Source organism: Alteromonas salexigens, assembly GCF_025628895.1.
GTDB lineage: Bacteria > Pseudomonadota > Gammaproteobacteria > Enterobacterales > Alteromonadaceae > Alteromonas > Alteromonas salexigens.
This window is the reverse complement of sequence record NZ_JAOTJC010000006.1, coordinates 75,710-90,896: the sequence shown is the minus strand read 5'-3', so window position 1 is coordinate 90,896 and position 15,187 is coordinate 75,710. Positions and strand designations below refer to the sequence as shown.

Annotated in this window: 12 protein-coding genes; 4 read left to right on the top strand and 8 right to left on the bottom strand. The window is 51.3% G+C overall.

The genetic code is table 11. The annotated features are described in order from the left end of the window. Nucleotides 1-59 precede the first annotated feature (59 nt). The 3 genes from OCL06_RS04495 to seqA form a co-directional block, all read right to left on the bottom strand. Nucleotides 60-2,537, bottom strand: coding sequence for a glycogen/starch/alpha-glucan phosphorylase (locus OCL06_RS04495; RefSeq protein ID WP_262992553.1), 2,478 nt, complete (start codon nucleotides 2,535-2,537; stop codon nucleotides 60-62). A 247-nt stretch (nucleotides 2,538-2,784) separates the two neighbouring features. Then, nucleotides 2,785-4,437: a phosphoglucomutase (alpha-D-glucose-1,6-bisphosphate-dependent) gene (pgm, locus tag OCL06_RS04490; RefSeq protein ID WP_262992552.1), complete on the bottom strand. Its 1,653-nt coding sequence runs from the start codon at nucleotides 4,435-4,437 to the stop codon at nucleotides 2,785-2,787. A gap of 66 nt (nucleotides 4,438-4,503) precedes the next feature. Further along, entirely contained in the window at nucleotides 4,504-5,112 is a 609-nt protein-coding gene (seqA, locus tag OCL06_RS04485; protein ID WP_262992551.1) for a replication initiation negative regulator SeqA, read from the bottom strand. Between the two features lie 184 nt (nucleotides 5,113-5,296). Here seqA and OCL06_RS04480 point away from each other — a divergent pair, with 184 nt between their 5' ends. From OCL06_RS04480 to OCL06_RS04470, 3 genes are read left to right on the top strand one after another with little or no spacing between them, the layout of a single operon-like run. Further along, nucleotides 5,297-6,214 (top strand): AAA family ATPase, encoded by a 918-nt coding sequence (locus OCL06_RS04480; RefSeq protein WP_262992550.1) that lies wholly within the window; start codon nucleotides 5,297-5,299, stop codon nucleotides 6,212-6,214. Between the two features lie 7 nt (nucleotides 6,215-6,221). Continuing rightward, nucleotides 6,222-7,190, top strand: a complete 969-nt coding sequence (locus OCL06_RS04475; RefSeq protein ID WP_262992549.1) for a DUF58 domain-containing protein — start codon at nucleotides 6,222-6,224, stop codon at nucleotides 7,188-7,190. Next, a complete protein-coding gene (locus OCL06_RS04470; RefSeq protein ID WP_262992548.1) occupies nucleotides 7,187-9,205 on the top strand; it encodes a transglutaminase TgpA family protein in 2,019 nt (672 codons plus the stop codon). Before OCL06_RS04475 ends, OCL06_RS04470 begins: the two co-directional genes overlap by 4 nt. Before the next feature lie 163 nt (nucleotides 9,206-9,368). Here the strand turns inward: OCL06_RS04470 and fusA are convergent, their stop codons facing one another. The 5 genes from fusA to OCL06_RS04445 form a co-directional block, all read right to left on the bottom strand. Next, nucleotides 9,369-11,453 (bottom strand): elongation factor G, encoded by a 2,085-nt coding sequence (gene fusA / locus OCL06_RS04465; protein WP_262992547.1) that lies wholly within the window; start codon nucleotides 11,451-11,453, stop codon nucleotides 9,369-9,371. A gap of 201 nt (nucleotides 11,454-11,654) precedes the next feature. Further along, the gene (gene rlmM / locus OCL06_RS04460; protein ID WP_262992546.1) at nucleotides 11,655-12,734 is read right to left on the bottom strand and encodes a 23S rRNA (cytidine(2498)-2'-O)-methyltransferase RlmM; all 1,080 of its coding nucleotides are present in this window, start codon (nucleotides 12,732-12,734) and stop codon (nucleotides 11,655-11,657) included. Further along, the gene (locus OCL06_RS04455) at nucleotides 12,727-13,104 is read right to left on the bottom strand and encodes a DUF423 domain-containing protein (protein ID WP_262992545.1); all 378 of its coding nucleotides are present in this window, start codon (nucleotides 13,102-13,104) and stop codon (nucleotides 12,727-12,729) included. Before OCL06_RS04455 ends, rlmM begins: the two co-directional genes overlap by 8 nt. Continuing rightward, nucleotides 13,104-13,736, bottom strand: coding sequence for an alpha/beta family hydrolase (locus tag OCL06_RS04450; RefSeq protein WP_262992544.1), 633 nt, complete (start codon nucleotides 13,734-13,736; stop codon nucleotides 13,104-13,106). Before OCL06_RS04450 ends, OCL06_RS04455 begins: the two co-directional genes overlap by 1 nt. Next, complete coding sequence (locus OCL06_RS04445) at nucleotides 13,729-14,628, bottom strand: transcriptional regulator GcvA (protein WP_262992543.1); 900 nt, start codon at nucleotides 14,626-14,628, stop codon at nucleotides 13,729-13,731. Before OCL06_RS04445 ends, OCL06_RS04450 begins: the two co-directional genes overlap by 8 nt. Nucleotides 14,629-14,846: 218 nt before the next feature. Here OCL06_RS04445 and OCL06_RS04440 point away from each other — a divergent pair, with 218 nt between their 5' ends. Continuing rightward, the gene (locus OCL06_RS04440) at nucleotides 14,847-15,128 is read left to right on the top strand and encodes a hypothetical protein (RefSeq protein ID WP_262992542.1); all 282 of its coding nucleotides are present in this window, start codon (nucleotides 14,847-14,849) and stop codon (nucleotides 15,126-15,128) included. The last annotated feature ends 59 nt before the right edge of the window (nucleotides 15,129-15,187 follow it).

Below are 15,187 nucleotides of genomic sequence, written 5' to 3'. Positions count from 1 at the left end.
CCCCTTAAACACAAAAAAGCCCGGTTAACCGGGCTTTTGTTTCTCAGCAGTCAGCGAGACTATTTTTCAACAGGGCAGCTTTCCAGCTTCCAGATACGTTCCACGTAATCTTTAATGGAGCGGTCAGAGGTAAATTTACCCATCTTGGCCGTATTGATAATAGCCATCTTCGCCCAGCGCGCAGTATCGCGATACGCTTCATCTACTTTCAGTTGTGCATCAGAGTAGGCGCGGAAATCGGCCAGTACCATGTACGGGTCACCGCCATCCAGCAAGCTTTGCTTAATTGATACCAGTGCGCCCGGGCTGCCTGGCGTGAAGTAATCCGTTTCCAGCCAGTCCAGTACAGCTTTAATTTCTGCATCGCGATAATAGTAATCATGAGGGTTATAGCCCTTCTCACGCAATGCATCCACTTCTTCCACGGTCATACCGAAGATAAAGATATTGTCATCGCCCACTTCCTCGGCAATTTCAATATTCGCCCCATCCAGCGTGCCTATGGTAAGCGCACCGTTCAGTGCCAGCTTCATGTTGCCGGTGCCTGAGGCTTCTTTACCCGCAGTACTGATTTGCTCAGACACATCTGACGCCGGAATCATCTTCTCTGCCAGAGAGACCCGGTAGTTCGGCAAAAATACCACTTTCAGCTTACCGTTAACCCGGGGGTCGTTATTCACTTTATCTGCTACTTTATTGATCGCAAATATAATGTCTTTGGCCAGCTTGTAGCCTGGTGCAGCCTTCGCCCCAAAGATGAACACCCGCGGGTGCATATCGTAATCCGGATTTTCCAGCAGACGGCGATACAGCGCCATGATGTGGAGCAGGTTCAGATGCTGGCGCTTATATTCGTGCAAACGCTTAATCTGCACGTCGAATATCGCTTTAGTATCTACATCAATACCGGTTGAGGCTTTAATCTCTTCTGCCAGCAACTGTTTATTTTCCTGCTTCACCTGCATAAACTGCTTCTGGAAGGCTTTGTTATCTGCCAGTTTCGCCAGTCCTTCGAGCTTGTACAGGTCCTTCGGCCAGTCTTCACCGATTTTCTTATCAATCAATTTCGACAGCTTAGGGTTACAGGCTTTCAGCCAGCGACGAGGCGTAATGCCGTTGGTAACGTTAGTCAGCTTACCCGGCCACAGTTGGTCAAATTCAGGGAACAGATTCTGTTTCACCAGCTTAGAGTGAATTTCTGCCACCCCATTTACCGCGAAGGAGCCAATCACAGACAGGTGGCCCATACGCACCATTTTCTCGTGACCTTCTTCAATAATCGACAACTTGGCTTTCACGGCGTTATCACCAGGCCACTTTTTATCAACCACCGACATGAAACGGTGATTAATTTCGTAAATGATCTCCAGGTGACGAGGCAGGATTTTTTCAATCATGCGAGCCGGCCACTTTTCCAGCGCTTCAGGCAGCAAGGTATGGTTAGTATACGCGAACACCTTGGTACAGATACCCCAGGCCGTATCCCAGTCCAGTTCGGCGCGATCCAGCAGAATGCGCATCAGCTCTGGGATGGCAATGGCCGGATGGGTGTCGTTAAGCTGCACCACCACCTGCTCGGGGAAGCGGCTCCAGTCATCGCCGTGTGCGCGCTTGTAACGACGAATGATGTCTTTCAGTGAACACGAGCAGAAGAAGTACTGCTGAATAAGACGTAGCTCTTTGCCGGCTTCAGTTTCATCGTTAGGGTAAAGTACCTTAGAAATGGTCTCTGCCTGCACGTTTTCGCGCTGCGCGTCAACGTAACCACCGGCGTTGAATACGTCCCAGTTAAAGTAGCCCGACGCTTCACTCTGCCACAAACGCAGCACGTTGACGGTTTTACCTTCGTAACCGACTACCGGGATGTCCCATGGCACCCCTTTTACAATCATGCCCGGGTGCCACTCTTTCTGAATGCCGCCGTTCTCACCGTATTTGGTTTCCACATATCCGTACAGCGAGACTTCCTGGATTGACTCAGGGCGGCAGATTTCCCATGGGTTGCCATAGTCACGCCAGCTATCAGGACGTTCTATTTGAGCACCGCTTCTGATTTCCTGACGGAACAAGCCGTGCTCGTAGTGCAGGCCATAGCCTATAGCGGGCAGTTCCATGGTCGCCAGCGAGTCAATAAAACAGGCTGCCAGTCGACCCAGGCCGCCATTCCCAAGCGCCATGTCTGGCTCTTCTTCCATTACATCTGCCAGCTCTACCCCTAGCTCTTTCAGTGCACCACTGGCCACTTCATATAAGCCAAAGTTTTGCAGGTTATTTGACAGCAAACGGCCCATAAGAAATTCAGCCGAAAAGTAATGCACCGCACGGGTGTCATTCATGTAGTGGGTTTTCTGGGTTTTGCGAAGCCCTTCCAGCACTTGCTCCTGCATGGCAGCGCACGTGGCTTTCCACCAGGCGTGGTTGTTGGCTTTGTTTTCGTCGGTGCCCAGGGTGCAGTGTAAATGCCGGACGACCGCCGCTTTAAATTCAGATTTGTCTATTTTCGCAGCTGGTGTTGTTTTCATCACTTTCGCGTTCATAGTGTGTTCTCACTGTTAAGGATGCGGCGGGAGACGTGGCAGAATGCCTCACATCTCTGATACGCCACAATCAATGTAATTAAATTACAAGAAAATAGCATCATATGCCCGCAATATAGCAGTGTTCCCGCCGCATGTTTGTAAAATTTCTGTTAAATTACGTAATTTTTTGATGAAAACGTATGCAAAAGTGTTTTATTTAACATTATTATTACAAAATTGGCAGCAGCACACTGCCCTTAACCGCTTAGCGGATGATTTTTCCTACTAAGGCTTCCGCTTCCTTCACTAATTCCTGTAAGTGACTTTCACCATTAAAGCTTTCCGCGTAGATTTTATAGATTTGTTCCGTGCCCGAGGGGCGGGCTGCAAACCAGCCGTTTTCGGTGGAGACCTTTACGCCCCCAATACTGGCGTTATTGCCCGGCGCCTTAGTCTGAACATTAGTAATGGCCTCCCCGGCCAGTTCTTTGCTGGTGACTACCGAAGCATCCATGGCCGATAACTTGGCTTTCTCCTCCAGGCTGGCTGCAACATCCATACGGGTATAGTAAGGCGCGCCGAACTGAGACGTCAGTGCCTGGTAGTGTTCACCGGGATCTTTACCGGTAACCGCCAGTATTTCTGCCGCCAGTAAGCACAGGATGAACCCGTCTTTGTCGGTGGCCCAGGTATTGCCGTCACGCTGCAGGAAAATCCCGCCGGCACTTTCTTCGCCGGCAAAGCCAATTTCACTGGTCGTTAAACCACCTACAAACCATTTAAAACCCACCGGCATCTCAGCAACCTGCTTACCCAGGTTGTCCGCAACCCGGTCAATCATACTACTGGAAACCAGGGTTTTACCCACTTTCAACGATGCCGGCCATTGCGGGCGATGTTGATATAAATAGTCAATCGCCACCGCCAGATAATGATTCGGGTTCATCAGCCCGACGCTTTTGCACACAATGCCGTGGCGGTCGAAGTCGGGATCGTTACCACACGCCAAATCGAAATTATCTTTCAGCTCAATTAAGCCGGCCATAGCGTAGGCTGAAGAACAGTCCATCCGCAGTTTGCCGTCTTTATCGCGACGCATGAAACCAAACTGGTGATCGACCCGGGCATTGACCACCGCAATATCCAGACCGTACTTCTCGGCGATACGATCCCAGTAACCGATACCCGCGCCGCCAAGTGGGTCGGTACCCAGCTTCAGCCCGGCATCGGCTATCGCCTGCATGTCAATAACCTGCGCCAGGTCATCGATATACGCTTCCATAAAGTCGCTTTCTTCGCAAAACTCACTCTGCATCGCTTCGCGAAGGGTAATACGCTTAACGTCGCTGTTACCATGCCCTATTAATGCGTTAGCGCGATCCTGAATGAGTTTAGTGACATCACTGTCAGCTGGGCCGCCATGGGGAGGGTTATATTTAAATCCCCCATCGGCGGGCGGATTGTGGGAAGGCGTAATTACCACGCCATCGGCTTTATCATCGTGCCCGGCGCGGTTGTAACGAATAATGGTACGGGAAATAACCGGCGTTGGCGTGTATCCACGGCTGGCGTTATCGCTACGCTGAATAACCACCTTGATCTTGTTCGCACATAACACCTCTATGGCGGTGGTCATGGCCGGCTCAGACAGGGCATGCGTGTCTTTACCGATAAAGAGCGGCCCTGTGATCCCCTGCTGTTGGCGATACTCAGCCAGCGCCTGGCAGATTGCCGCAATATGCATGTCGTTAAATGTTGCTGACGCTGCTGTGCCGCGATGCCCTGAGGTACCAAAACTTACCGCTTCAGCCGGATTTTCCGGCGAAGGGCGGTAGCTGTAATACTGACTGACCAGCGCTGCCACATTAATGAGTTGCTCGGGTGCTGCGGGTTGCCCCGCCTGGGGATGTAATGCCATGTCAGTTCCTTATTTAATGTTCATTATCCGGCACCGGAGCACTTTCAGGTATTGCTCCGGTGGTGCTTACTTGCCTTCTGGCGCAAAGCGGGAGACCAGGGTAGAAACTACCTTTTCATCGTAGCCCAGCTTTTGCAGAACCTGTTCCAACATGGCAATTTTCTTCGCCGTGTTGTTATTGGTTACCACCCAGTAAGGGCTATCCGGTATCGCTTTGGGGTTGGTGCTGGAGCCATTGTTTAACAGCGCCTCTTTGGAGGTCGCAAAATACGTGCGGTTTTTGCCCCGGATTTGTTCAACTGCACCAAAAGCTTGCGGGTTCTGTTTATGTAGCTGTGCCAGCACAAACAAAAACTGATCCACGCGCTTCGAAAACGTTGATAATGCGCTTTCAGTTACCTGTTCCAGAATATCACCCGATGCCTGAGAAACTGCAGCAGGCTCTGGCGCATCAGCGATCAGTTCAGCAGATGCAGGCATGGCAGTTTCAGTTAGCGCCACGGCAGGGTCTGCCGGCATGTCGCCTGAGACCGGCGGTGTTTCTTCGCCTCTCGCTGGCGCGGGCGACTCCGGCATTAACAACCGGCGCAGGATGTCTGATGCGTTCTCGCCAATATGTTTGGTTTGACCGGCGATAAAGGCATACAAATCGTCATCTATTTCAATGCTTTTCATAACTACTTCCTTTTTTGGATGCCCCATTATAGACAACCGCTGGCCGTCTCGCAGCACTTTATAACGACCGATTTTCACTCAGTTTTTTGACGTCATAACCTATACTCACGTATCAGACGTATCATTTATCAATTCTAGTGAATTGATATTATTTGAAAAACGCCAGTACGGGGAACCAGAAGTAATGAAAACTGAATTTCATGCGGTGATTAAAGCCCTCAGCCAACATGTTATCGGTAAAACCGACCAGCTTAAGCTGGCCGTCACCTGCTTACTGGCAAACGGACATCTGCTAATTGAAGACTTACCCGGGATGGGCAAAACCACGTTGTCCCATGCCTTGTCAGATGTGTTTGGTATGGACTTCTCCCGTATTCAGTTTACCTCTGACCTGCTGCCCTCAGACATGCTGGGAGTAAATATATTCGACACTGTGCAGCAGCAATTCCAGTTTCGTCCGGGCCCGGTTTTCAGTCAGCTGGTGCTGGCCGATGAAATAAACCGGGCCAGCCCCAAAACCCAGAGCGCATTACTGGAGGCCATGGAAGAACAACAAGTCAGCATTGATGGCACCACACACCCACTGCCCTCACCTTTTTTTGTGATTGGCACGCAGAACCCGGGTTACCAGTCTGGCACCTACCCGTTACCGGAGTCCCAGCTGGACCGATTTTTAATGCGCATCTCACTGGGCTATCCCAGTTGGGAAGCGGAACAGTCGATGTTGCGGGCGGGCAGCGACCGTAAGACAGAGAGGCAACCTGCGTTAATTTCTCCGGAGACCCTGCAGCACTATCAACAGGCCGTAGCTCAGGTGCACTGTAGCGACAGTGTTATAAACTATATTTTGCGGTTGGTGGTCCATAGTCGCGACGAGCCAGGCTTCCCCAACCCGCTTTCACCGCGGGCCAGTAAAGCCATTTTACAGTCAGCCAGAGCCTGGGCACTGCTGCATGATCGCGATTATCTGGTGCCCGAGGACGTGCAGGCAATATTCGTGGCGGTGACCGAGCACCGGCTACGGTCTCAACAGGGCGAATACGCCGACAGCGACGTATTGAGCCAGCGCTTGCTGGACAGTGTCGATCCTTTAGCGGCTTAAGCTGCACATGACATTACGTGCACACTGGCAGGCGCGAACCTTGCGCTGGTTGCAACAACGCATTCCACCCAGCCGTCATTATTCGCTCAACTTAAAATCGGTATTTATTTTTCCTTCCTGGTTTGGATGGGGTTATCTGCTGATGTGTGGCTGCCTGTTTATTCTGGGCACCAATTACCAGAATAACCTAATGTTACTGCTGTGTTATTTCTTACTCGCCCTTATGCTTATCACGCTGTTCACCAGTTACCAGAACTTTGCCAGGCTGACTATCCGGGCGACACCGGTAAAACCCGTGTATGCAGGGGAGCCGGCCATGCTGGCGTTGATGGTCAGAACCGATGCCGACGAAAAGCCAGTGCATGGTCAGATTGAGGTGACATGGTGGCAGCAGCCTGCCCCGCTCACCGTTGATCTGGACAGCCATCCCCCCCACTTCAGTTTGCCCTACGTCACCCAAACCCGCGGTATTATTAAATTACCCAGGGTGACCATAAGCAGCTTGTTTCCGTTGGGACTATACCGGTGCTGGACGCACCTGGATTTCCAGCAAACGCTTACCGTGTACCCCCGGCCCATCCCGTGCCAGGTTACCCTTTACCCGGAAGATGACGAAGGCAGTGACACCAGTAGTGAACAACCCGGGCATGACGACTTCTATGCCCTGCGGGGATATCAGGTGGGCGAGCCTTTGCAGCGTATTGCTTGGAAAAATATTGCCAAAGGCGGTGACTGGGTAAGCAAAACATTCAGTCAGCCGCAACGTCAGACCGGCTGCCTGCGAATGTCCGGTGGCGAACCTGTGGAAACGGCGCTGGGTAAGCTTGCCTTTCAGGTGATTGCGCTGAGTGAACAAGGGGCGTACTTTGGTCTTCATCTTGGCCACATTAAAGTCCCCCTGGGCTCAGGTGATGCGCACAAGCACCAGTGTCTGTGTGCGCTGGCCCGCTTTCCTGGCTTGGGGGCGGTGCCATGAGTGCACTCAGACTGCCTATTGCCGGGCATATTGCCAGCATGACCCTGGCTCTGGTGTTCCTCACGGTCACCCTGACCCTCTATAGTCCGCTACAACTGTGGGTCATGCTACTGGCATTATGTGCAGTGCTGGTCAGAATGGCGTTGTATGCTGGTTGGTATAACCGGGCCCCCAGCAGCAGAACCATTAATCTGCTGGCACTGTTAAGCGGTGTAACGCTGGCGTGGTTCAGTACGGATCTCGGGCTGCTACTGTCGATGATAAACCTGTTGGCTATGGCCTGCTCACTGAAGCTCATGCTCATGACTCGCAGAAAAGACTTTCTGCAACTGTTTGCCAGTACACTTTTTCTGATTGGCTGTGGCTTCATATTCAGCCAGTCATTGGTTAACACGGTGATGTATCTGGCGCTTTTGGCTGTTCTGCTACTGGCGCTCACGGCGCTATTCTCACCCGGCCGGTCACTCACCCGGCAGGCACGTAGTCTGGCTGTCTCATCGGCGCAGGCATTGCCGATTGCCATCATTTTGTTTCTGCTACTGCCCCATCTGTCGCCATTGTGGAAAATGCCTACGGCAAAAAGTTCGACGACCGGGCTGGCTGAGTCCGTTACCCCGGGCGATATTGCTAATTTGTCCCAGTCAGACGAACTGGTGTTTAATGCAACATTCGACAGTCCCCTCCCCATGCGGCAGGAACGCTACTGGCGGGCAATCACTCTGGAACATTTCGATGGGCGTACCTGGTCGGTAAGCCCAACCCGTAAACAAATTCGCAACCAGTACCAGCTGCTGAATCGTGAATTTGAGCCCGCGGCCAGTGGACGGGCGTTTACCTACCAGGTTATCGCCGAAGCCACCGGGCAGCGCTGGCTTTACGCCATTGATATAGCCCAGGTCACAGATCAGGGCAGAGGCAATGAAATCTGGCAAGGCGCTGATTATCAGCTTATCGCCCGGCGCCCTCTGATGAGCAAGATGGCGTATGACGTGAAATCATACCCGGATGTGCAACTGAACCAGACGCTGTTAACGCTGGACAGCAGGCTGAACTTGCAGTTACCAGTGAAGGGCAACCCCGCTACGCAACGCTGGGTTTCCCAGCTACGCCAGCGCTACCCGGGAGATGCCGCGTTTATACAGCAACTGCTGGGTTACTTTGTACAGGAAGGGTTTCGCTATACGCTCAGCCCTGATCCTATGCCACTGAATCCGGTGGACGCGTTTCTGTTTGATAAACAGGCAGGATTTTGCACCCATTATGCAAGTGCCATGGCTTACTCGCTTCGTCTTGCCGGCATTCCCGCCCGCATTGTCACCGGCTATCATGGCGGTGAGCCGATACAGGAAAACGTGTTGAGTGTACGCCAGTATGACGCGCATGCCTGGGTTGAAGCTATTATTGACGATCGCGGCTGGGTCAGGTTCGACCCAACCAGTGTGGTGTCCCCTGCCAGAGTGAGCTTTGGTCTTCAGCAAGCGCTGGAAGAGAATGGCGATACCCTCAACTCACCCTTTGATGGGTTGTACAGCATGCCCTTGTTCGGCTCGGTGCGCCTGTTTTTGGCCAATACCGACTATTTATGGAGCCGCTGGGTACTCGGGTTTGACGCGGATATGCAGCAAAATCTGTTACAGAAGCTGCTGGGTGAACTGACTCCACGCAAGTTACTGCTGTTTTTCCTGGCCGTGGTCGGCGGGCTGGCATTACTGCTTGCCAGCTACTTTTTGCCCCGCTGGCAACCAAACACCAGACCGGAGCATTATCAGGTAATCGACCGCGCTGAACAGCTGTTAACGAAACACACCGGCATAAAGCGGGTTAACCAGCCGCTTCATGCCTATCAGCAAACGCTGACGCCTCACCTGTCACCAGCTTCCTGCCACGCGCTGAAAACGCTGGTACAAGACTTTGAACATATTGAGTATGCGGGAAAGGCGTTCTCGAAAGCACGATTAAAAGCAATGAAGCGTGCACGGCGCGACCTGACTAAAGCGCTACGTTCAAGCAGCTAAATCGCCGACAAAAAAACCGCTACTTTCGTTAATAAATTTATTGCTTGTCAGGGACCACTCGATTTTACGCCGGGCAAAATGGTTCAAACAAACCTGTCTGTCACTGACACACAGGCACAAAAAAGCCCGCAGCAGCGGGCTTTTTTACATCGTTAAGAAAAGCTTATTTCTTTTCTTTACGTGCTTTTACTTCTTCAATCACTTTGTCAGCAACGTTCTGAGGACATGCTGAATAGTGGCTGAATTCCATTGAGAACTGACCACGGCCAGATGTCATGGTACGCAGGTGACCGATGTACCCGAACATTTCTGACAGAGGTACGTCAGCTTTGATGCGTACGCCAGTAGCGCCCGCTTCCTGATCCTTGATCATGCCGCGACGACGGTTCAGGTCACCGATAACATCACCAACGTGATCTTCAGGCGTGAACACGTCAACTTTCATCACTGGCTCAAGCAGCTGTGGAGCCGCTTTAGGCATAGACTGACGGAATGCACCTTTCGCTGCAATTTCGAACGCAATGGCTGACGAGTCAACCGCGTGGAAAGCACCGTCGAACAGTTCAACTTCTACGTCAAGTACCGGGAATCCCGCTACCGGACCTTCTTCCATCATGCCCTTGAAGCCTTTCTCAATCGCAGGGAAGAATTCTTTAGGAACGTTACCGCCCACAACAGTAGAAGAGAACGTGAAGCCTGAGTTTTGCTCACCTGGCTTGATACGGTAGTCGATTTTACCGAACTGACCAGAACCACCAGACTGCTTCTTATGCGTGTAGCTGTCTTCAACTTCTTGCGTGATGGTTTCACGGTAAGCAACCTGCGGCTGACCTACTACCAGCTCAACACCGTAAGTACGCTTCAGGATGTCTACTTTGATGTCCAGGTGAAGCTCGCCCATTCCCTTAAGGATGGTTTCGCCAGAATCTTCATCGGTTTCAACACGGAATGAAGGATCTTCTGCAACCATTTTACCGATTGCGATACCCATCTTCTCAGAACCACCCTTGTCTTTAGGTGCAACTGCAATTGAGATTACCGGATCAGGGAAAACCATCGCTTCCAGTGTACAAGGATGTTTAACATCACAAAGTGTATGACCTGTCTGAACATTCTTCATACCAACAATAGCGATGATATCACCGGCATGGGCTGACGTTAGTTCGTTACGTTCATCAGCCTGCATCTCAACCATGCGGCCGACACGTTCGGTCTTGCCAGTAGCAGAGTTAAGAATGGTGTCGCCTTTGTTAAGCCTACCAGAATAAACCCGTACGAAGGTAAGCGCACCGAAGCGGTCATCCATAATTTTAAATGCAAGGGCGCGAAGCGGCTCATCTACAGATACAGTCGCAACTTCACCTGTTTCCTCACCTTCTTTGTCAGTTAGCGGTTGTGGCTTAACTTCAGTCGGGCTAGGCAAATAGTCAACAACGGCGTCCAGCACCAGTTGCATACCCTTATTCTTAAAGGCAGAACCACAGAACGTCGGGAAGAACGCAAGGTCACGGGTACCTTTACGGATACAACGCTTAAGGTCTTCAATAGACGGCTCTTCGCCATCCATATAAGCCATCATAAGATCGTCATCTTGCTCTACAGCGGTTTCCACTAACATTTCATGGTATTCATTAACTTTGTCTACCATGTCAGCCGGTACGTCTTTTATTTCGTAATTTTCAGGAAGACCAGTATCATCCCAAACGTAGGCCTGTTTAGTCAGCACGTCCACCACACCGACGAAGTCATCTTCAATACCAATTGGCAGAGTCATAACAAGCGGCGTTGCGCCAAGAACTTTCTTAACTTGCCCTACCACACGGTAGAAGTCTGCACCCATACGGTCCAGCTTGTTTACGAAGATAACACGGGCAACTTCTGACTCGTTTGCATAGCGCCAGTTGGTTTCTGATTGCGGCTCAACACCACCAGAACCACAGAATACACCGATACCACCGTCAAGTACTTTCAGTGAACGGTAAACTTCAACGGTGAAGTCAACGTGTCCTGGAGTATCAATTACGTTTAAGCGGTGGTTTTTCCACTCACAGGTAACAGCCGCTGACTGGATAGTAATACCACGCTCAGCTTCCTGTTCCATGAAGTCAGTAGTTGACTCACCATCGTGCACTTCACCGGTTTTGTGGATCTTACCGGTAAGCTTCAAAATTCGTTCTGTAGTGGTAGTTTTACCCGCGTCTACGTGGGCGAAAATACCAATGTTTCTGTAATGAGATAAGTCTGCCATTAGTTCACTTTCGTTGGTTCAGAGTAAAAAAACGGCGGGATTATAAAGGATCTTGGTACCAGATTTACACCTTTTTCCGCCGAATGAGTAAAACTTATCCAGCGGCTCCGCGCCACATTTCAATAAAATTCTATTTAAACAACAACTTATAGAATTAAGGATGAATATCCCTAACTTATTTTGCCGTAGTAGGATTACCGCCTATTCCTGTCGTATCACTGTCACGGTAATTTCGTCGCGGTCATGATACAGATGTCTGGCCTGAAGTGAAAATTTGATTTTCGCCTCAGCCATTCTTTGTTTTAACAAAGTGAGCGCCTGAGTGACGGTTTCGTAACGTTTTTTCATAGGTAGCTTGAGATTAAAAATAGCGTGGTCGGCCAATCCTTTTACCAGCCAGTCGCCCATTAGCTTTGCTACCCGGTCAGGTTGTTCAATCATATCACATACCAGCAAATCTACCCGCCCATATTCAGGTTGGTAGGTAAAGCCGTCGGCGGCGGCATGCCCCACCAGTCCGGTGCGCATCAGAGAGTCGTCCACCAGCCCGTTATCCACGGCCTCCACATACATCTCCCGCTGCACCAGCTGATAGGTCCAGCCACCGGGACACGCCCCAAGGTCAACGGCACGCCCACCGGCTCTCAGTACCTGTTCACGTTCTTCTGCCGACAACATACTGACAATGGCTTCCTCCAGTTTCAGCGTAGAGCGACTCGGCGCATCGGCGGGGAACTTCAACCGGCAGATGCCCATCGGCCAGGGGCTGCGGGCCGCCGGCAGCGAGTAGCCTATTTTACAGGCGTCAAATTCAGTGAAAAATACATGTAGCACCGGTTTATTGTTGTCGTCCTTCTTACTGAGGATCCCGGCGCCCCGCAACGCCTGTCTTAACGGTACAACAAATTTACGGCAGAACTTGGCCAGCTGCTTACCGTCATCGGTATCGGCGTGCTCTACCACCACATTGCCAGCCTGACCGGTCTGAGCCACTACTTCACGCAGCACGCTCAGCACAGGTGAAATACGATCTTGTTTATCTACATTGGTCAGCGATTCGGTGACTGCCACCAGCTGACGGGGGAACACAGTGCCCGCAACCGGTATTGATGCGGCCAGGGTGTGCAGATCCTTTGCCTGGTGGAGCATGAAACTGACGTAGCCACTGTTTGCAGACAACACAGGGTAACCATATACACCCTGCTCTGCGGTCAGTGCCGTTAATTCGCTGGCAGTGTCTTTTTCATAGCCGCTACGGCAATATGCCAGTAATTCAGTCATGTCGCTGCCCTTTCCACAAAGCAATAATTAACGCCAGCCAGCCGAGTATAAATAACCCGCCACCTACTGGTGTGATTGGCCCGGCCCACGCCGCCTGAAGCAGCACCATCATGTAGAGGCTGCCACTGAACAATAACGTGCCCAGTATAAAGGCCATGCCAGCCCGGCGTAGCCACCGTAAATCAGCAAGGGGAATCAGGACGGGTAACGCCAGCAGCGCCAGTGCGTGATACATCTGATAACGCACGCCGGTTTCGAAGGTGTTTAATTGGGCGGCTGTGAGGAGTGATTTCAGCCCGTGTGCACCAAAGGCGCCCAGCACAACTGCCAATGCTCCACTCGCTGCCGCTATAATGATCAGCTTTCGCATTAGTGACGTCGCTTGTTTATGAAGGCCACCGCAATATCACGGGCGGTGGTTAGATGCGTCTCGTAACTAATACCACTGGCTTTGCGCGGCTTGAGGCTGTGATCGCCATCCTCCAGCAAATGACAATTTACCTGCACGCCCAGATCGTATTCACGGATATCGTCTTTGTTTCCAAAGGTATCGCGCTCGCCCTGGATAATGCAGACCGGCGTTGTGATTGCCTTAAGATGATCTACCCGGGTTTTCTCAGGCTTGCCGGGAGGGTGGAAGGGGTAACCGAAGACCACTACCCCACGCACATCCAGGGTGTCTGCCACCAGTGTGGCCATTCTGCCACCCATAGACTTACCGCCTATAAACGTGGGCAGCGCAGCGCGCGTTTCATCTACATATTGTTTCAGCGCAATATAATGTGACTGTAACTTATCGGCTTTTTCCGGCGGACGACGCTTACCCGTTTTAATCATGGTTTGCATGTACGGGAAGTTAAACAGCACCACCTCAACATGGTGTTTAGCTAACCGGGTGGCCATATCCTGCATAAAGTCGGACTGCATGCCCGCGCCGGCACCATGGGCCAGGATGAGTCTGGCTACAGGCTCGGCAGCGGGTACTATCTGAATATCAAACATCCTCCTGCTCCTCTTCCACAAGTTGTAAGATCCACTCTCTGAATGCCGCTATCTTGCCGAGGTCGGCCTGGGACTCTTCGCATACCAGATAGAAGGCATCGCGGCTTTCTATTTTTTCTTCAAACGGCATCACTAACCGGCCGGCGTCAATTTCCGGGCGGGCCAGAATGGTATTTCCCAGCGCGATACCCTGCCCCAGCGCGGCCGCCTGCAAGACTAACATAGAGTGACTGAAAACCGGTCCCTGGTTCACATTAACGCCCAGGACGCCTACCTGCTTCAGCCAGTTTTTCCACGCCTCGCGGCTGGAGTCGTGTAACAGCACATGATGACGCAGATCCGAAAGCTGAGTTAACGGTTTGGGGCCGCTAAACAACGTGGGTGAACACAGCGGCGTCAGGAATTCGGTATGCAGCTTATCTGCCTGAAGCCCGCTCCAGCGCCCCTTACCATAGTAAATTGCCACGTCCACATCGTCATCCAAAAAGCCCTCATCGAAATCCACCGCTTTAATGCGAACGTCTATGTCGGGCTGAGCCAGGCTGAACTTGGAAATACGGGGCACCAGCCACTGACTGGCAAAGCTGGGCGGCATGGCCACCGTAATAGCGCCTTTACTGCCTTTCGCCAGCAACCGTTCGGTGGCTTCCTGCAGATTTTTGAAAATGTCTTTAAGCTCCAGAAAATAGGCCTGCCCCTCTTCGGTCAGCAGCAGGGTGCGATTACGCCGGATAAACAACTTCATGGATAAGAATTCTTCGAGCGCTTTAATCTGATGGCTCACCGCCGCCTGAGTCACAAACAGCTCATCAGCAGCTCTGGTAAAACTCAGGTGACGTGCCGCAGCTTCAAAGGCCTTCAGAGCATTTAATGGCGGTAATCGACGGTGCATTCGGGTGGCTGCCTTTTATGAATATTGGATGACATTTACATTAGTTATTCTAATGCAATTGTCATACTTTTACTCGTTTTATTTTCCGGTGGAGGTTGTTTATTATTTGCCCGCAATCTGAAATCGCGGTTTTAAATCATAAACTTAAAGAAACAGATTGTTAAAGAAATTAACAACCGACGTACTATTTTGTAAATTAATTTAATTAGGTGTGAAAAATGAACAAACTCTTACTTTCCACAGTTTCCGTGATGGCGTTTGCGACAGCTGCAACACAGGCTGCAGAGACCTCTCAAAACCAGCAATCCAGCGAGCTGATTAAATCTGCTGAACAGGCTATTACACTAAACGATCTGATCCCGGACACCAACCTGTCTGGCTCAGTAAAGCAGCAGGCTTCGTCTGCGCTGGCACTGGATGCCGCCGTATCACTCAGCAAACGTATGTTTGCGGTTCGTAAAGACAAACGAACTGAGCGTACCCTGGCACGCAGCGAATAATTCGCACTCACACCTGATTCGAATACCGGCAGTATCACTGCCGGTATCCGCAATCTCAC